We start from the raw sequence: 16,855 nt of genomic DNA on the forward strand, positions 1-16,855 counted from the left end.
TCCCGTGCCGACAGTGGCTGTGTACTGCGCTGATCGGCATCCGTCAAGCCTGAGCACTCGCCGAACGAACTGGTCACCCCACCGAGGAGCGCACCGACACGTGGTGGCGAGCCAGCAAGCTGTCTGTCTCTTGCGGCAGCCGCGGTCACCAGGTCGCATGAGTCAGGCAAGGCTTGCCAGTGCCTGTTCCAGATCGGCGATGATGTCCTCGGGATCCTCGATACCGACCGAGAGCCGGACGAGCCCGTCGCTGATACCCATTGCCTGGCGCTCTTCTGGTGAAAGGCCGCGATGCGAGGCCATGACTGGATAGAGGATCTCGGAATAGACGTCACCCAGCGTCGTTGCTGGCAGAATGAGCCGCAAGCGTTCGAGGAACGCCGTCACGCGTTCGCGTGTCCCGTGGCGAATTTCGAACGACACGATGGCGCCGTAGAGTCCCGGAGGGAGGAGGCGCGCAGCGGTCTCGTGACTGGGATGAGTGGGCAGGCCCGGATAATGGACGCGCTCGATCAGCGGATGTTCAGCGAGCCAGCAAGCGATCCGACTGGCGTTCTCGCATTGACGGTGCATGCGGAGCGGCAGCGTCTTGAGGCCGCGGAGAACCAGGAAGGCCTCGAACGGACCGAGGATACTGCCGATCGTCTTGTTGATCTCGTTGAGTTCCCAGCGGCGATCGGCTGTTGTCGCGACGATCCCCGCGGTCACATCGCCGTGTCCACTAAGATACTTCGTCGCGCTGTGGATCACGTAATCGGCCCCGAGCGTCCCGGGACGCACGAGATAGGGTGTGGCGAAGGTGTTGTCGACCGCCAGCCGAGCGCCATAACGGTGGGCGATTTCAGCGAGGCTGGGAAGATCGGTGACGCGGAGCAGCGGATTGGAGATGGTCTCACACAGGAGCAACCGCACCCCACCGCGGCGCAATGCAGCTTCCACCTGAGCGAGATCGAGGATATCGACGAACTCGACTCGCACCCCGAGCGATCCGAAGATCGTGCGGAGGAGAGTGATAGTCTGACCATACAGATCGCGCGAGGCGACGATACGATCCCCTGCCTCGACGCAGGAGAGGATCGTGGCGTGCAGGGCGGCCATTCCGGAGGCAAAGGCGAGCGCTGCTTCCTGCTCTTCGAGAGAGGCGACTGCTGTCTCGAGTGCTTCCGTCGTGGGGTTGCCATAGCGTCCATACACGAAGACCCCCACAGCACCGCCGAGCGCCGCGTCCATCTGCTCGATGTTCTGGTACAGGAATGTCGAGGTCGGATAGATCGGGGTCGCGGTCGGGATGAAGTCGCGAGGATTCGGACGTTCGCCCGCGTGTACGGCACGAGTTGCGAATCGGAAGTGGAGTCGGCGCTGATCGTCCATCGTCTCCCTGCCCTCTTCGCTGCTCGCCAGCCCGCTCTCCGTCAGGTTTCGCGCGGAAGTATAAAGCCTCGTGCGACGCTTGCCCGCTCGGCGGCTTGCGTGTTCCGGATTCGGCACGATCGATTGACTCGAGGTGGGAGTGGGAGTAGAGTAACGCCGTAGAGGGCGAGTGATGAAACGACTGGATCGTGCACGTCCGGAACGAGGTCCACCGAGCGATGAGCGCGGTGAGTCAGGATCGTCGAGTCTGGCTGTTGGAAGACGTGAGGTGCGAGATGAAACGAGGGCGAATACGTGCGCTTTTGCGTCTCGTCTCGGTGTTGGCGCTGGCGTTACCGATTTTGGCGGCGTGCGCGCGCGGTCAAGCGACGCCGACTCCAGCACCGAGCGGGGCAACTCCGACAGCGGGCCAGACGCCGGCTGCTGTGAGCAGTCCGACGCAAGCAGCAGTCACAACGCCGACTGGTGAGAAGGTCCTGCGGATTCACGAGTACACGTATCCGGACGTCTTCGACCCGCAGAAGAGCTCCTTCTCGAACGAGATCGCCGTTCTCCACATGAATTACGAGGGACTCACGCGGTTGGACAAGGATCTCAACACCGTGCCAGCCGCCGCTGAGTCGTGGGAATTCAACCAAGATGGTACGGTCGTCACTTTCCACCTGCGCGCCGGGTTGAAGTACAGCGATGGAACGCCGCTCACGGCTGAGCGCTTCCGCTACGCGGTCGAGCGGACGTGTGATCCCAAGACAGCTGGAGAATACCAATCGATCCTGTTCGACATCGTGGGGTGCGAAGAGTTCGCTGGTACCGATCCCAATGATCAGGCAGCGTATGAGGCCGCTCGTCAGAAACTGGGTGTCGAGGCACCGGATGATCGGACGCTGATCGTTCGCTTGACTCATCCGGCTCCCTATTTCCCGACGATCGCGTCGTTGTGGGTCTTCTATCCGGCCCGCAAGGAGCTGATCGAGCAAGGCGGTGAGAACTGGTGGAAGGATCCCAAGCTTCAGATCGGTAATGGCCCGTTCCAGATGGTTGAAGTCGTCGAGGATCAGCGCATCCGCTTCGTCGCGAACACGAACTACTGGGAAGGCCGGCCGAAGCTGGATGCGGTCGAGATTATCTACCAGAAAGAGAGCTCGGTCGCGCTCGAGGCGTACAAGGCTGGACAGCTCGACATGTTCTCGCCGGATCCCTCACAGCTCCCAGCGATCAAGAGCGATCCGGAGCTGTCCAAGCAGCTCGTGACCTACCCGGCAGCGACGACCATTCAGCTCTCCTTCAACTTGACGAAGGAGCCGTTCACGGACAAGAAGGTGCGCGAGGCTTTCGCCTACGCATTCGATCGCAAGACCTACTGCGAGCAGATCCGGAACGGCGACTGCACACCGACGCTCGAATGGATTCCACCGGGTATTCCGGGTCATATCGGGACCGACAAGTACGGGTTCGACCCGGCGAAAGCCAAACAGGCTCTGGCAGAGTCGAAGTACGGTGGCCCGGACAAGCTACCGGAGATCAAGTTGACATTCAATAGCGACGATCCTGCAGCGCGTCCGCGAGTCGAGTGGATTGCTGGACAGTATCGCGACATCCTCGGGGTGAACATCACGCTCGAGCCGGTGGATGGCAAGACACTCGTCGCGATGCGCAAGGATCCCAGCACATACCCGCAGATGACCATGGCGGGATGGATCCAGGACTATCCGGATCCCCAGAACTGGCTCAGCGTCTACTGGAAGTGCGATGCGACCTTTGCCCAGCGCTTCGGCTATTGCAACAAGCAGTTCGATGAGCTCGTGACCAAGGCCGATCAGGAACTCGACCAGCAGAAGCGGATCGAGCTGTATAAGCAGGCGCATCAGATCCTGATCGACGATGTACCGGGGCCGTTCCTCTATAACCCGCTGAACATCTGGCTGGTTAAGCCGTCCGTGACCGGGTACAGCCCGACGCCGAGCGACGATGCGTTCCCGGGCGAGTTCGCGTCACTCATGACGCTGGATATCAAGAAGTAGAGTGCACTGCTGGGCCGGGGTTTTCCCCGGCCCAGCAACCGCTTCTCCGGAGGGTTCTCATGCTGCTCTCCTTCATCGTGCGTCGTGTCCTGTGGCTCATTCCCGTGGTGCTGGCCGTTACCACGATCACCTTCTTCCTGATGCATCAGACTCCGGGTGGGCCGTGGGACCGCGAAAAGCCGGTCGCCAAGGCGACACTCGAAGCACTCAATGCCAAGTTCGGCTTGAACAAGCCGGTGTGGGTGAATGTCGCAGCAGTTCGTGAACGCTGGAACAGTGGGGAACGCAATCCACTGCGCCTCACGCTCGCCTTTTTGGACAGCCAGTATTTCCGCTATCTCTGGGGATTGGTCAGATTGGACCTCGGCCCGTCTTATCGCTCCAAGGGGACGGAATCGGTCCAGAGTATCCTCTGGCGCAAGTTCCCGACGACTGCCAAAGTCGGTTTGGTGGCCACTGCTTTCGCGGTGGTGGTCGGCATCCCGCTGGGCGTCCTGGGGGCGTTGCGCCAGAACAGCTGGATCGATTACCTGAGCCTCACGGTGGCCACGCTGGGAGTATCGGTGCCGAGCTTCGTGATCGGTGTGCTGGTGGTGATCGGGCTGAGCCAGCTTTTCGGTGTGAAGCCCATCCGCGCACCGGAAGAGTGGCGAGGGTTCTCGGCGGCCTACCTGGCGCCCGGTATCGTCCTCGGCTTAGGGACGATGTCGTATTTGACCCGTTTGACGCGCTCCTCGATGCTCGAAGTGATCCGGCAGGACTATGTGCGGACAGCGCGCGCGAAGGGTCTCAGCGAGTTTCGCGTCGTCACGAGGCACATGATCCGGAATGCCTTGATCGCGGTCGTGACCGTCTTGGGACCCGCTGTGGCTGGGCTGGTGACCGGCTCATTCATCATCGAGACGATCTTCAATGTTCCCGGTATGGGGCGCGAGTATGTAGTCGCCATTGCAGCCCGTGATTATTCCATGATCATGGGGACGACGCTCCTCTATGCGCTTTTCGTGGCCATCGCCAATATTTGGGTGGACGTGATGTACGGGTTCCTGGATCCGCGCATCCGAGGATGAAAGGCGACGCGCGATGACCACCGTGACGACTCCTCGCCAACTCGATCGCGATCTCGCGCTGCGTCGTCCGCCGCGCAGCTTATGGAGCGATGCCTGGCGTCGGTTTCGCAAGAACTGGTTGGCGCTCCTCGGTCTGGGCTATATCGCCTTCCTCGCAGTTGTCGCAGTAGCGGCACCGATCATTGCACCGCACAATCCGGTGAAGAGCGACGTGGCACGAGCCGGCGTCTTTCGCCAAGCAGCTTGGGTCCGGGACCCGAATCCGATGCGGACGGGAAGTTGGGAGTATCCGCTCGGAACGGACTCGGTGGGCCGTGATGTCTTCAGCCGCCTCGTCTATGGGACGAGGGTTTCGCTTGTGGTCGGTTTCGTGCCCATGGTCTTCACCGTCTCGATCGGGATGCTGATCGGTCTCGTTGCGGGGTATCTCGGGGGAAGAATCGACAATCTCCTGATGCGGTTCACCGACGTGGTCTATGCGTTTCCTGACCTCTTGTTGTTCATCATCATGCAGGTGGCATTCCAGGATGCCTGGATCGGGAAGCTCCTCAACGGTCTCGTGTTGCTGTTCATCACACTTTCGCTCGTGAGCTGGGTCACCGTGGCTCGGCTCGTTCGTGGTGAGGTGCTCGCTGTTAAACAGAAGGAGTTCGTGGAGGCAGCGCGGGCCATTGGAGCGAATGGCTTGCAGGTCGTGTTGCGGCACATCGTTCCGAACACCCTCGGGCCGGTCATCGTCGTGGCGGCCTACATCGTGCCGGGAGCGATCATTTCCGAGGCGATCCTGAGTTATCTCGGTATCGGGATTCGCCCCAGCGTGCGGCTCGATGCTCCTTTCCCGACGAGCTGGGGGAGCATGATTCTCGAGGGTTCCAAAGCCTGGGAATCGCAACCCTGGATGTTGATCGCCCCGACGCTCGCTGTCGCGTCGATCACGCTCGCATTCACCTTTATCGGTGACGGCCTGCGCGATGCCTTCGATCCACGGCAGGCCGAGCGCTGATGGTTGTCCGTGCGACTCGCTCATGTTATGCTCGGCGCAACGGGTGCCAGGGGTGCGCGGGAGCGCTGAGAGGTCGACGCTCGGTCGACCAACCCTCCGAACCTGATCTGGGTAATGCCAGCGCAGGGACGGCACCACACCTCAGCTCTTCCACCACCCGCCGCCCCGCCGGGTCGGCGGATCGTTTTTCCGCCGCCTCGTCCCGTGACGCGACGAGAGACGGGAGGTAGCGATGTCGATGCGGGTTCCGAAGGCTCTCACGATCGCGGGGTCCGATTCGGGTGCCGGTGCCGGTATCCAGGCAGACCTGAAGACCTTCAGCGCGCTCGGCGTCTACGGCTCGACTGTGATCACCGCGATCACCGCGCAGAACACGCTCGGTGTGACGGCAGTCCACGAGATCCCGACGGACATCGTGGCAGCGCAGCTCGATGCGGTGATGGAGGACATCGGCGCCGATGCCGCCAAGACCGGCATGTTGAGCTCGGCCGCGATCATCGAGACGGTCGCTAGCGGTGTCCGGCGGCATCGGATCGACCGGCTGGTCGTCGATCCGGTGATGGTCGCCAAGAGCGGTGACCGGCTGCTCCGGGAGGACGCGATTTCCGCACTGCGCGAGACGCTCTTGCCGCTCGCGTTCATCGTGACGCCGAATGCGCCGGAGGCCGAGGTGCTGTGTGGCCGGCCGGTCCGAAACGAGGAAGAGATGCGCGAGGCGGCGCGGATCATCCACGGGTTCGGTGCACGCTATGTCGTCGTGAAGGGTGGGCACGTCGAGGGAGACCAGGTGGTCGATCTCCTCTTCGACGGGGCGCACTTCGAACGCTTCGCACTCCCGCGGGTCGCGACGCCACACACCCACGGGACCGGCTGCACGTTCTCCGCGGCGATCGCTGCGTTCCTGGCCCGCGGTTTCGACGTTCCGACAGCGGTCTGGGAGGCCAAGCAGTATCTCCACCGTGCGTTGGAAGCTGCCTTCGCGATCGGCCGTGGGCGGTCGCCGGTCCATCACTTCCACGCCTGGTGGGCACCGGCGCCGGAAACACAGGAGGTGCGCGATGGCTGAGACTGCAGAACGCGCCTGGACGACGATCGAGGACGAGCCGCTCAAGATCGCCGATCGCGAGTTTCGCTCGCGTCTCATCCTCGGTACGGGGAAGTGGCGCTCGAACGAAGAGATGCTGGCAGCGCTCGAGGCCTCGGGCTGCGAGATGGTGACGGTCGCACTCCGCCGCATCGATTTCGACGACCCGAAGAGCCGGAGCATTCTCGAGGTGATCGACTGGACGAAGTATCAGATTCTCCCCAACACGGCTGGTTGCCGGACAGCCGAGGAAGCGATCCGGGTGGCGCGGCTCGCGCGGGCGATGGGTCTTTCCAACTGGGTCAAGCTGGAAGTGATTCCGGACCCGAAGTATCTCTTGCCGGATCCGATCGGGACGCTCGAGGCAGCGAAGGTGCTCGTCAAAGAAGGCTTCGTCGTCCTTCCGTACATCAACCAGGATCCGGTGCTGGCCAAGCAACTCGAGGAGATCGGCTGCGCCACGGTGATGCCGCTCGCCTCGCCGATCGGCTCCGGTCAAGGGCTGCCGGATTTTCGGTGGATCCAGATCATCGTCGAGCAGGCCAGCGTTCCGGTGATCGTGGATGCAGGTATCGGTGCGCCCTCGGACGCAGCGCTCGCGATGGAACTCGGAGCCGATGCCTGTCTCATCAATACCGCGATCGCCCAGGCCGGTGACCCGGTGAAGATGGCGCGGGCGATGCGACTGGCGATCGAGGCCGGGCGGCTCTGTTACCTCGCTGGTCGGATCCCGAAGAAGCCGTACGCGTCGGCGAGCTCTCCGCTCGAAGGTGTTGTCCGGTAGGAGGTCTCGTGTGACGACCTGGCGAGGGGTACGCCTGCGCGAGGCGCTGCGCCTGTACGTGATCACCGATCGGGCGCTCGCCCGCGGGCGCCCGGACATCGAGATCGCGCGGGAGGCAATCGCGGGCGGGGCGACCGCGCTCCAGCTGCGCTGGAAGGCCGGGCCGCTGAGCGAGGCACTCCAGGTCGGACACGCGCTGCGGGCGCTCTGCCGCGAGGCTGGCGTCCTCTTCGTCGTCAACGACCGGGTCGACCTGGCACTCGCGCTCGAAGCGGACGGCGTCCACGTCGGCGTGAGCGACCTACCGGTTCCGGAAACGCGAAAACTGGTCGGCGAGTCGATGGTCGTCGGCTTTTCGCCGGAGACGCTCGAACAGGCATTGGCAGCCGAGGCAGCCGGTGCCGACTACCTAGGCGTGGGACCGGTCTATCCGACCACCACGAAGCCGGACGCTGGTCCAGCAGTCGGACTCGAGCACCTGGCGCAGATCGCTGGGGCGGTCGGCATCCCGGTGGTCGGGATCGGGGGGATCACGGCTGTCAACGCCGCCGCGGTGATCCGTGCTGGTGCAGTCGGTGTCGCGGTGATCTCGGCGGTCGTCGGTGCGGAGGACGTGCGCGAGGCTGCACGGCAGCTCCGCGAGGTGGTGGATGCCGCGCTCGCCGAACGAGGACGGTGATCGATGCGTGTCCCGCGTCTCCACCTGGTGACCGATCCCGAGGTTTGTCCCTTCGATCGCCTGCTGGCCTTGCTGCCGGCGCTGGTCGCTGCCGGCGTCGACGGCGTTCACCTGCGGGCGCCCGACCGTGCCGCGGCCGAACTGCTCGCGGTGGCTCAAGTCGCTCGTCGCGTGGTCGTCCCGCCAGCCGTGTTGCTGGTGAACGACCGGATCGATGCCGCGCTCCTGAGCGAAGCGGACGGCGTCCAGCTTCCCGAGCGTGGCCTTCCTCCCGAGGGCGCGCGGCGCCTCCTGGGGCGTGGCCGCTTCATCGGCTGCTCGGTACACAGCGTGACAGCAGCCGAACGGGCAGCGCAAGCGGGAGCGGACTTCCTGCTCTTCGGGAACGTGTTCGAGACCGCGAGCAAGCCCGGTCGGGCGGCAGCCGGCCTCGAGGCGCTCCGGGCCGTGACGCGAGCGGTACCCTGCCCGGTGATCGCGATCGGTGGGATCACGCCGGAGCGGGTACCGGAAGTTGTGGCAACCGGCGCGCATGGTGTGGCGGTCATCCGCGGTATCTTGGCGGCCCCGGATCCGGTCGCTGCGGTGCACGCGTTTCGAGCAGCCTTGGATAGGGTAGGAGCAGTATGACGATCCGGGTGATCCTGAACGGGAAGCGTGTCGAGTTGGACGGCGCGCGGACGATTTTCGATCTCCTCCGCTCGCGTGGGCTCGATCCGCGACTCGTCGCGGTGGAGCGCAATGGCGAGATCGTACCGCGCGACCGGTACGAGGAATGCGAACTCCGCGACGGCGACGTGATCGAGGTGGTGCATTTCGTCGGTGGCGGCTGAGCAAACAACGGGCTCCTGCCAGGGGGAGGGGCCTTGGCGTGTTTGGCCTCCGTTCAGGATCTCTCGGAGAACTCGTCCTCGGGTTCCCAGAGATGTCGTTCGAGATCGACGCGGTATTCGTCGACGAACGTCACGCCTTCTTCTTCCAGGAGCGCCCGCATCACGCTCGGGTGTCCCCAGGCCCAACCGCCGGTCAACTCGCCGTTCCGGTTGACCACGCGGTGCGCGACTGCAGCGACATCGGCTGGCGCCTCGTGAAGGAGCCAACCGACCATTCGTGCTGATCGAGTGAGCCCGGCTGCGCGAGCGATACGCCCGTAGGTCGTGACGCGGCCCGGCGGGATACGCCGGACGATGGCGTAGACCCGCTCGGCGAACGGTGATGACTGCTGGCTTCTCTTTGCCGTGCCCATGATCTCAGATCCGTCCTCCCACGAACAGGATACCGAGGACGATGAGGATCGCCCCGAACCAGACACGAAGTGGAAGCGGCTCGTGGAGCAGGAGCCGAGCCGCGACCACCTGCACCGCGATGACCGAGAGACCGGTCGTGATTGGATAGGCGACCGATAGCGGAACGAAGCGGAGGAGGACCGTCAAGGCCACGACGGTGAGGAACCCGGCGAGATTGCCGACCACTTGCCAGAGAAGGAACGCGAGCCAGCTACTGCTCTGTGCTGCCAGTCGGAAGGCCAGTGCAGCCACGACGTTGAAGGCGAGGTGGGTGGCCAAACCGGCTGCGATGAGTTCGCTGCGATGAGCCAGTGGGAGCAGGCGGTCGAGAACCGAGCGGCTTTCGGTCATCGCGCGCTTCCTTTCCTTCCTGCGTCCGGTTCGTCGGAGCCTTTCGTCAGTGCCCTCGGTCGAGGAGTAGACTTGATGGGTACGGGTGCAGTCAACGCATCCGCCAGACCGATCGTGGGAGACGAGTCGATGCGCAACGTCCTGAAGAAGATTCTCGGCGACCCGAACGAGCGGGAACTGAAGCGCTTGCGCCGGATCGTCGACGAGATCAATGCCTTGGAGCCGGACTACCAGCGGCTCAGCGACGAGCAACTGCGCGCGAAGACGGACGAATTCAAGGCACGGCTCGAGTACGGCGAGACGCTCGACGACATCCTGGTCGAGGCGTTCGCGACCGTGCGCGAGGCGGCACGCCGCACACTCAACATGCGCCACTTCGACGTGCAGCTGATGGCCGGTATCGTGTTGCACGAGGGCAAGATCGCCGAGATGAAGACCGGCGAAGGAAAGACGCTGGTCGCGACCTTGCCGCTCTACCTCAACGCCCTCTTGGGACGCGGTTGTCACCTCGTGACGCCGAACGACTACCTGTCGCGGGTCGGCGGTGGCTGGATGGGGCCGATCTATCATTTCCTCGGAGTTTCGGTCGGCGTCATCACGCACGAGTTCGCTGGCATCTACGATCCCACGTATATCCAGCCCGATCCGAGTCCGGACGATCGCCTGAACCACTGGCGACCTGTGAGCCGGCGCGAGGCGTATCTGGCCGACATCACCTACGGGACGAACCACGAGTTCGGCTTCGACTACCTGCGCGACAACTTGGTCTACCGGCCTGAGGACATCGTGCAGCGGGAGCTGTACTACGCGATCGTCGACGAAGTGGACAACATCCTGATCGACGAGGCGCGGACACCGCTCATCATCTCTGGCCAAGCGCGCGAGACGGTTGACCGCTACTACCAGTTCGCGCAGATCGCTCGTCAGCTGCGGCGCGACGTGCACTATACGGTGGACTTGAAGCACCGCACGGTCACCCTGACGGAAGCGGGGATCGACCGGGTCGAGCGGTTGCTCGGGATCCCCGAGGGGCACAGCCTCTACGACGACCGGTACTCCGATGCCGTGCACTATCTCGAGCAAGCGCTGAAGGCGAAGGAACTGTATCTCCGCGACCGTGACTACATTGTCCGCGACGGTGAGGTCATCATCGTCGACGAGTTCACCGGGCGCATGATGCCGGGCCGCCGCTATAGCGAGGGGTTGCACCAGGCGATCGAGGCGAAGGAGGGCTTGCGGGTCCGGCAGGAGACGGTCACGCAAGCGACGATCACCTACCAGAACTACTTCCGGATGTACGAGAAGCTCGCCGGGATGACCGGTACGGCGGCGACCGAGGCCGAGGAGTTCCAGACGATCTACAACCTCGAGGTGGTCGTCATCCCGACGCACAAGCCGATGATCCGGATCGATTATCCCGATGTCATCTACCGGACCGAGGAAGGCAAGTTCCGCGCAGTGGTGCGCGAGATCGAGGAGATGCACGCAATCGGTCGGCCCGTACTGGTTGGCACGACCTCGATCGAGAAGAGCGAGTACTTGAGCGACTTGCTCAAGCGCAAGGGGATTCCACACGAGGTCCTGAATGCCAAGCATCACGAGCGCGAGGCGCTGATCGTCGCCAAAGCTGGGCAGCGTGGCGCAGTGACGATCGCGACGAACATGGCGGGCCGCGGGACCGACATCGTTTTGGGTCCCGGTGTGGCTGAACTCGGTGGATTGCATGTGATCGGTACCGAGCGTCACGAGGCACGACGCATCGACAACCAGCTGCGCGGTCGTGCCGGGCGCCAGGGTGATCCGGGCTCGAGCCGGTTCTATGTCTCGCTCGAAGACGAATTGCTCAAGCGAGTCGGTACGGAGCGGATCCAGGGACTGCTCGAGAAGCTCGGGATGGACGACGAGCATCCGATCGAGAGCCCGCTGGTCAGCCGCATGATCGAAGAAGCCCAGAAGAAGATCGAGGGGTACAACTTCGATCTCCGCAAGCACCTCGTCGAATACGACAGCGTCATCAACAAGCAGCGCGAGGTGATCTACGGTGACCGCCGCAAGATCGTCATGGGCGAGAACATGCGCGAGCACGTGCTGGGCATGGTGCGGCGGCAGCTCGAGAAAGCGGTCAAGCAGGCGTTCGAGTCGGCGGACGAGCCGGACCCGGAATCGGTCCTCCGTGCCTTCGCTGGTATCGTGGGTGATTCAGATGGGTTGACGCCGCGCGATCTGGAAGAACGGGACGAGAACGAACTGACCGAGCTCCTTTGGCAACGAGCTCTGGCACGCTACGAGCGACGCGAGCAAGAGTTCGGCCCCGAAACGATGCGCGTGATCGAGCGGCTGGTGCTCCTGCAAGTGATGGACCGGCTCTGGATCGAGCACCTGACCGAGATGGAGCACATGCGCCACGAGGTCGGGCTGCAGGCCTATGGGCAGCTCGACCCGCTCGTGGTGTATAAGCGTGAAGGCTACCGGATGTTCCAGCAGCTGCTTGAAAACATCGAGTACGACGTGGCGCGGCTCATCTACCGCGTGCAGCTCGCACCTGCCTTGCAGCGGCCGGTCATGCAGATCGGGACACCGAACCGAGGTGGTGATGGTGCGGGTCCAGCACGCAAGAAGCAGAAGGTGGGCCGCAACGATCCGTGCCCATGCGGAAGTGGGAAGAAGTATAAGCATTGCTGCATGAAAGCGGAATCAGGCGTGCGAGCCGGAGCAGGGTGAGCCTCGCGCGGGGGATTCGTCGGTGCTTCCCGTGCGGGAGTCTCGGGAAATCCGGTTCGCTCCTCGAGCAGCGAGCGCTTCCTGAAGAAGAAAATTCGCGCCGGGCGTCCAGCCGAGCACGCTCGCGTGCTTCACCCCCACTTCTTTCCCATGGGAAGCGACCGATGTGGCGTGGGCGTCTTTGTCTGGCTCCGGTCGCAGACTCTTGCCTCTTCACGATTCGTTCATCCGCTCAGAGTGAGCATTCTTTAGTCTCCTCCGAGCAGTATGAGGGATCGGTTTCGCATGGCGGATTCAAAGGAGGTGTCGGGTGCGCGAGCTCACCGCCGAGTTCATAGGGACGATGCTGCTCGTTCTCTTGACAGACGGGACAGTGGCGACCGCGCGGCTCGCTCGGTCGCACGGTGTGGGTGGGAATTGGCTCACTATCGCTGTTGGCTCGGCGATCGCGGTGAGCATCGCGGTTGGCTTGGCGGGACCGATCAGCGGCGGACACGTCAACCCAGCGGTGACGTTCGCGCTGGCGGCGTGGGGATTGTTCCCCGCCGAACGGGTCGCGGCTTACGTGGGGGCACAACTGGCAGGTGGGTTCAGCGGTGCAGTCCTGGTCTGGCTCTTGTTTTGGCGACATTGGGAAGCGACCAGTGATCCGGCAGTGAAACGTGGGGTGTTCTGTACCGGGCCAGCGATTCGCTACTGGCCGGCGAATCTGGCGACCGAATGCGTGGGGACCGCGGTACTGGCTCTCGGCGTCGGTGCGGCAGTCGCCGGTCGAGTACCGGGTGCAGTCGTGCCGTGGTGGATCGGCGGGTTGGTGTTGGCCATCGGCCTGGCGCTCGGCGGGACGACCGGCTTCGCGCTCAACCCGGCACGCGATGCGGCACCGCGGCTGGCTTACACGCTCTTACCGATCGCCGGGCGGGGCGACGCCGATTGGCGTTACGGGTGGATTCCGATCGTCGGACCAGTTCTCGGAGCCCTTCTCGGGATCGGCGTTTGGCGGTTGCTGTGAGCCAGTTCGATAAGGGGTAATGAGCGGTCGCTCGCGCGACCGAGCATCTGCTCGGACGCTTCGACGAAGCGGCTGAATCGTTGGTTCCTTGTTGGACATTCCCCGAGGGGAGGCGCGTACGAAGCTGCCCCTCTCCGGCAGCTGCACGACGGCGGGCGCGATCCGCATCCGTGGAATTGTCCCCTGAAGATTCGTTTCAGCACGACGCGCCGCTGACCGGAGGGTGACCAGCTGTCGTGCTCACCCGTCGATCATCCTGACAGGCTTCGCCCCTCGAGAGCAGTCGTGTCGATGGCAACGGGTCTCACAGCTGGCAGTTATAGGCAAATTGATTCGGACTGCAGGGATCCCAGGGATCGCTGCCTTGCAGGATCTCTTCGAAGTCCGTGTATCCGTCGACGTCCGTATCGCGCTTCCGCGGATCGGTGCCGTAAACATACACTTCCGAGCCATCGGAGAGCCCATCCCCGTCGCTGTCCGAGTTGTACGGGTCGGTACCGAAACTCAGCTCCTCGTCGTCGGGTAGGCCATCGCCGTCGGTATCGACCGATGCTCGCGGTGGCGGGGGCGGTGGTGGCGCTGGTTGTGGCTGCGGCTGTGGTTTGGGGGCAGGTGGTTGGGTCGGGGCTGGTATGGCTCGCACCTCGAACGTCGCGCGGCCGAACTCGACCTGGCGGGCCGCTGCATCGACCGCTCGAACGGCCCAGCTGCCAGCGATCTCCGCTCCACCAGCTGCCTGACAATAGACCAAGCTGACGGTCACCCACTCGTTTCCCCGCAGTTCCACCCTGGCGAGATCGACGGGACCTTTGCCAGGTGGTATGGCTTGCACGATGACAGGCGTCACCTGGTTCCCCGGTGCAGTATTGCGCACTTGAATGTCGACAGCCGCACCGCAGTCGTACGGTTGGACCGGTTCAGTGGGTACGCGCCACTCGAGCGTGGGCATCGGCGTCGCCGTCGGGGTGGGTGCGGGTACAACGCCGAACGAGTCACTCAGGATGGGGCGTGTCGGCTGGTCGCTGCGATACCAACGGACCGTCCACGTTCCAGACAACTGTTCGGCACGCGGGACGACACTGCAGAGAGAGGCTCGCAGGGTCGACCACTGATCCCCCGAAATCTCGATCGGCGGCAAGCTCAGTTTCTGACCGCTTGGCGACTCGATGACGGCATAGACCATGAACGACTCGTCGGAGTCGGCCCCTCTCGCGCGGATGCCGAGTTCCACGATCGTGCGGTTGGTTCTGCAGTCGCCAGCGGGTATCGAGGTGCGAGGGACGCTCGACTGCCAGGTGATCGTCCGCGCCGATCGAGTCGTGAAGGAGACAACGGCGAGCACGCGGTCCGGCTGCGCCCGATCGATCCACTCGGCACGCCACTCGCCGGCCGTGGCGGTGCCGCTCAGCTGAGTCAGGTCGACTTCCACCTGAATGGTTTGGCCCGGCTGGACAGAATAAGGTCCCAACGTTTGGGGCTGGCCTTCGGGGGGCGTGATGCGGAGCTCGATCTCGCTCACGCTCGTTTCGGCCGGCGCGCGGATCGTGAGAACGACTGAAGAACTCCCTGCGTCGACGGGTGCAACAGGCCCAGTGGCAACCCAACGCTGGGCGATCGCCGGTTGGGGCGATTGGGTCGGTGTGGTCGTGACGGCTCGGTTACAGGCAGCGAGCAGTAGGAGGCCGAGAATGAGCCAGCTGACCGGCGGCCGCTGTCGGTGTCGAGGACCTACGTGCATCCGGATCGCTCCGAGCAATCTTTCAGCAAGCAGCGTCGACGTTTTCCGAATAGAGAATAGCAGGGGAATCGGTCTCGTCAAGGGCACGGGTTCGCTGCTCGCGGTCATTTCGCGCGGGGAAGGGACACGAAGCGTGCGCTCGAGAAAGCAGTGAGTGACGGGGGTCTCCCAGCGCGCCGTGCAGCGCAGCGCCGCATCGAGTACTCGAGACGCCAGTGTCGGCGCGGGTCGGAAGCTGGCACTCGCGAGCGGCATGTTGCGCGGCGTGCCCGCGAGCACGCTCGGTCGGGCGATACCGCCATGCAGCGCAGCATCCCCGCTGCCCGCTAGCACCGGCCTGCGAGAACGATGCAGGGGCAGGTGAGCACCTGCCCCTGTACCACCGGCTCTACGACCGAGAGCTCACGGCTTCTGGACGACTGCCTTGACCGGGACATGACCTGCCTTGTCGAAGTGGAGTTCCAATTCGATCTCGTCACCGGGATTCAAGTCGCGCGTCAACCCGATGAGCATGATGTGCAGCCCACCGGGCTTGAGCTCGACCGTCCCCTTGGCGGGGATATCGATGCCGTCGACCGGCTGCATTTTCATGACACCGCCTTCCATCTTGGTTTCGTGGAGCTCGACCGTCCCGGCCACGTCGCAGTGGGCATGCAGCAAGCGGTCGGGCTGGTCGCCAGTGTTCTCGATCACCATGTAGACAGCGCTCAGGGCATCGGCCTGGGAGGCAGCTCGTGCCCACACGTTGCGGATGACCAACGTGCCGGCCCGGAATTCGTTGCTGACACCGGGCATGGCGCTGCCCATACCGTGTCCACTCATGCCGTGCCCCATCGTCGGCGTTGCGGCCATTGGGGTCGGCGTCGGCATGGGGGTCGGAGTCGGGGTAGCCGTCGGTGTCGGCTGCGGGGTCGGACTCGGCTGCACTGCCGCAGCCGGCGTTGGGCTGGGAGCAGGCGTCGGTGTCGGTTCGGTCCCACGACACGCGCTCACGACAAGCGAAGCGAGAACGACCGTCAATGCGAGTACGAACCAACCTCGGATTCGATCGAGCACCGTACGCATCTTCATGACCTCCTCAGTCGACTGTTGCCGATCGAGCAACACGCTCAGCGACGCAACAGGGCACGGAGGTCGCTCGCCACCTGCTCCGGGGTGAGCCCGAACGGGAGGACGGCTCGCAGTTTCCCCTGGGTATCCAAGACGAAACTGGACGAGGTATGCTCCACCAAGTATCCCAGGGCGGACGTCGATTCCACCTTGGCATAGTGGACACCGAAGACGGTGGCCAACTCGCGGATCCGATCCTCGTCTCCGGTCAGCCCCAGGAATGTCGGGTCGTACTTCGCCAGATAGCTCGCCAGCCGTTCAGGGGAATCGCGTTCCGGGTCGACCGAGACGAAGACGAGCTGCACGCGATCGGCCTGGTTGCCGAGCATGGCGCGTGCGCGGGCCATCGTCGAGGCAGTCATCGGGCAGACGTCCGGGCAGTGCGTGTAGCCGAAAAAGACGACCGTCACCTTCCCCTGGAAGTCGGTCAAGGCATGAGGCTGGCCGTCGCTCCCGGTGAGTTGGATGGCGGGGATCTCTTGGGGCGGGTCGAGCAGCATCCCGTTCAGCGACGGGGCTGCCCGCGACTGCCAGACGTACCAGCCGACGACAGCGAGGACGATGGCGATGGCCGCGAGTTCGGCGACGACGAGGCGACGAAGCCATGGTCGCGTAGGCATATCGA

General features: G+C 63.9%; 16 protein-coding genes and 1 riboswitch. Of the genes, 10 read left to right on the forward strand and 6 right to left on the reverse strand.

The features are described 5' to 3' along the window. Positions 1–162 precede the first annotated feature (162 nt). Positions 163–1,371 carry a trans-sulfuration enzyme family protein gene (locus tag TRD_RS01815; protein WP_012641799.1) on the reverse strand — a complete coding sequence of 403 codons (1,209 nt, stop codon included), beginning with the start codon at positions 1,369–1,371 and terminating at the stop codon, positions 163–165. Between the two features lie 275 nt (positions 1,372–1,646). Here TRD_RS01815 and TRD_RS01820 point away from each other — a divergent pair, with 275 nt between their 5' ends. The 8 genes from TRD_RS01820 to thiS all read left to right on the forward strand — a co-directional run bounded on the left by TRD_RS01820 (position 1,647) and on the right by thiS (position 8,845). Continuing rightward, positions 1,647–3,392, forward strand: a complete 1,746-nt coding sequence (locus TRD_RS01820; RefSeq protein WP_143714595.1) for a peptide ABC transporter substrate-binding protein — start codon at positions 1,647–1,649, stop codon at positions 3,390–3,392. A 59-nt stretch (positions 3,393–3,451) separates the two neighbouring features. Then, complete coding sequence (locus tag TRD_RS01825; protein WP_012641802.1) at positions 3,452–4,462, forward strand: ABC transporter permease; 1,011 nt, start codon at positions 3,452–3,454, stop codon at positions 4,460–4,462. Positions 4,463–4,475: 13 nt separating this feature from the next. Beyond that, complete coding sequence (locus tag TRD_RS01830; protein WP_012641803.1) at positions 4,476–5,465, forward strand: ABC transporter permease; 990 nt, start codon at positions 4,476–4,478, stop codon at positions 5,463–5,465. A gap of 38 nt (positions 5,466–5,503) precedes the next feature. Beyond that, a riboswitch (TPP riboswitch) is annotated at positions 5,504–5,612 on the forward strand. An 85-nt stretch (positions 5,613–5,697) separates the two neighbouring features. Further along, the gene (thiD, locus tag TRD_RS01835) at positions 5,698–6,531 is read left to right on the forward strand and encodes a bifunctional hydroxymethylpyrimidine kinase/phosphomethylpyrimidine kinase (RefSeq protein ID WP_012641805.1); all 834 of its coding nucleotides are present in this window, start codon (positions 5,698–5,700) and stop codon (positions 6,529–6,531) included. Next, positions 6,524–7,333, forward strand: coding sequence for a thiazole synthase (locus TRD_RS01840; RefSeq protein ID WP_012641806.1), 810 nt, complete (start codon positions 6,524–6,526; stop codon positions 7,331–7,333). Before thiD ends, TRD_RS01840 begins: the two co-directional genes overlap by 8 nt. A gap of 10 nt (positions 7,334–7,343) precedes the next feature. Beyond that, the gene (thiE, locus tag TRD_RS01845) at positions 7,344–8,012 is read left to right on the forward strand and encodes a thiamine phosphate synthase (protein WP_012641807.1); all 669 of its coding nucleotides are present in this window, start codon (positions 7,344–7,346) and stop codon (positions 8,010–8,012) included. 3 nt (positions 8,013–8,015) lie between these two features. Then, the gene (thiE, locus tag TRD_RS01850; RefSeq protein WP_012641808.1) at positions 8,016–8,642 is read left to right on the forward strand and encodes a thiamine phosphate synthase; all 627 of its coding nucleotides are present in this window, start codon (positions 8,016–8,018) and stop codon (positions 8,640–8,642) included. After that, positions 8,639–8,845, forward strand: a complete 207-nt coding sequence (gene thiS / locus TRD_RS01855; RefSeq protein WP_012641809.1) for a sulfur carrier protein ThiS — start codon at positions 8,639–8,641, stop codon at positions 8,843–8,845. Before thiE (TRD_RS01850) ends, thiS begins: the two co-directional genes overlap by 4 nt. A 53-nt stretch (positions 8,846–8,898) precedes the next feature. Here thiS and TRD_RS01860 read toward each other — a convergent pair whose 3' ends face one another. After that, positions 8,899–9,258: an MGMT family protein gene (locus TRD_RS01860; protein ID WP_012641810.1), complete on the reverse strand. Its 360-nt coding sequence runs from the start codon at positions 9,256–9,258 to the stop codon at positions 8,899–8,901. A 4-nt stretch (positions 9,259–9,262) separates the two neighbouring features. Continuing rightward, positions 9,263–9,649 (reverse strand): DMT family transporter, encoded by a 387-nt coding sequence (locus TRD_RS01865; protein ID WP_012641811.1) that lies wholly within the window; start codon positions 9,647–9,649, stop codon positions 9,263–9,265. Positions 9,650–9,778: 129 nt separating this feature from the next. Here TRD_RS01865 and secA point away from each other — a divergent pair, with 129 nt between their 5' ends. Together secA and TRD_RS01875 are read left to right on the forward strand one after the other, a co-directional pair. Next, positions 9,779–12,370, forward strand: coding sequence for a preprotein translocase subunit SecA (gene secA / locus TRD_RS01870; protein WP_041436299.1), 2,592 nt, complete (start codon positions 9,779–9,781; stop codon positions 12,368–12,370). Positions 12,371–12,680: 310 nt separating this feature from the next. Beyond that, entirely contained in the window at positions 12,681–13,382 is a 702-nt protein-coding gene (locus TRD_RS01875; protein ID WP_012641813.1) for an MIP/aquaporin family protein, read from the forward strand. A 304-nt stretch (positions 13,383–13,686) separates the two neighbouring features. On the opposite strand, the gene TRD_RS13460 is transcribed toward TRD_RS01875, so the two are convergent. The 3 genes from TRD_RS13460 to TRD_RS01890 all read right to left on the reverse strand — a co-directional run bounded on the left by TRD_RS13460 (position 13,687) and on the right by TRD_RS01890 (position 16,850). Further along, the gene (locus TRD_RS13460) at positions 13,687–15,120 is read right to left on the reverse strand and encodes a thrombospondin type 3 repeat-containing protein (protein WP_143714596.1); all 1,434 of its coding nucleotides are present in this window, start codon (positions 15,118–15,120) and stop codon (positions 13,687–13,689) included. A 402-nt stretch (positions 15,121–15,522) separates the two neighbouring features. After that, positions 15,523–16,185 carry a copper chaperone PCu(A)C gene (locus TRD_RS14080; protein WP_041436305.1) on the reverse strand — a complete coding sequence of 221 codons (663 nt, stop codon included), beginning with the start codon at positions 16,183–16,185 and terminating at the stop codon, positions 15,523–15,525. Between the two features lie 44 nt (positions 16,186–16,229). Next, positions 16,230–16,850, reverse strand: coding sequence for an SCO family protein (locus TRD_RS01890; RefSeq protein ID WP_012641816.1), 621 nt, complete (start codon positions 16,848–16,850; stop codon positions 16,230–16,232). Positions 16,851–16,855 lie beyond the last annotated feature (5 nt).

The organism is Thermomicrobium roseum DSM 5159, from assembly GCF_000021685.1.
In the GTDB taxonomy this organism is placed as follows: domain Bacteria; phylum Chloroflexota; class Chloroflexia; order Thermomicrobiales; family Thermomicrobiaceae; genus Thermomicrobium; species Thermomicrobium roseum.

Excerpts from the sequence above, each read along its gene's own strand:
- TRD_RS01820 (WP_143714595.1), top strand. The coding sequence starts at position 1,647 with ATGAAACGAGGGCGAATACGTGCGCTTTTGCGTCTCGTCTCGGTGTTG.
- TRD_RS01830 (WP_012641803.1), top strand. The coding sequence starts at position 4,476 with ATGACCACCGTGACGACTCCTCGCCAACTCGATCGCGATCTCGCGCTG.
- TRD_RS13460 (WP_143714596.1), bottom strand. The coding sequence starts at position 15,120 with ATGCACGTAGGTCCTCGACACCGACAGCGGCCGCCGGTCAGCTGGCTC.
- TRD_RS01890 (WP_012641816.1), bottom strand. The coding sequence starts at position 16,850 with ATGCCTACGCGACCATGGCTTCGTCGCCTCGTCGTCGCCGAACTCGCG.
- thiE (WP_012641808.1), top strand. The coding sequence starts at position 8,016 with ATGCGTGTCCCGCGTCTCCACCTGGTGACCGATCCCGAGGTTTGTCCC.
- thiD (WP_012641805.1), top strand. The coding sequence starts at position 5,698 with ATGTCGATGCGGGTTCCGAAGGCTCTCACGATCGCGGGGTCCGATTCG.
- TRD_RS01840 (WP_012641806.1), top strand. The coding sequence starts at position 6,524 with ATGGCTGAGACTGCAGAACGCGCCTGGACGACGATCGAGGACGAGCCG.
- TRD_RS01860 (WP_012641810.1), bottom strand. The coding sequence starts at position 9,258 with ATGGGCACGGCAAAGAGAAGCCAGCAGTCATCACCGTTCGCCGAGCGG.
- TRD_RS14080 (WP_041436305.1), bottom strand. The coding sequence starts at position 16,185 with ATGCGTACGGTGCTCGATCGAATCCGAGGTTGGTTCGTACTCGCATTG.
- secA (WP_041436299.1), top strand. The coding sequence starts at position 9,779 with ATGCGCAACGTCCTGAAGAAGATTCTCGGCGACCCGAACGAGCGGGAA.
- thiS (WP_012641809.1), top strand. The coding sequence starts at position 8,639 with ATGACGATCCGGGTGATCCTGAACGGGAAGCGTGTCGAGTTGGACGGC.
- TRD_RS01815 (WP_012641799.1), bottom strand. The coding sequence starts at position 1,371 with ATGGACGATCAGCGCCGACTCCACTTCCGATTCGCAACTCGTGCCGTA.
- TRD_RS01865 (WP_012641811.1), bottom strand. The coding sequence starts at position 9,649 with ATGACCGAAAGCCGCTCGGTTCTCGACCGCCTGCTCCCACTGGCTCAT.
- TRD_RS01825 (WP_012641802.1), top strand. The coding sequence starts at position 3,452 with ATGCTGCTCTCCTTCATCGTGCGTCGTGTCCTGTGGCTCATTCCCGTG.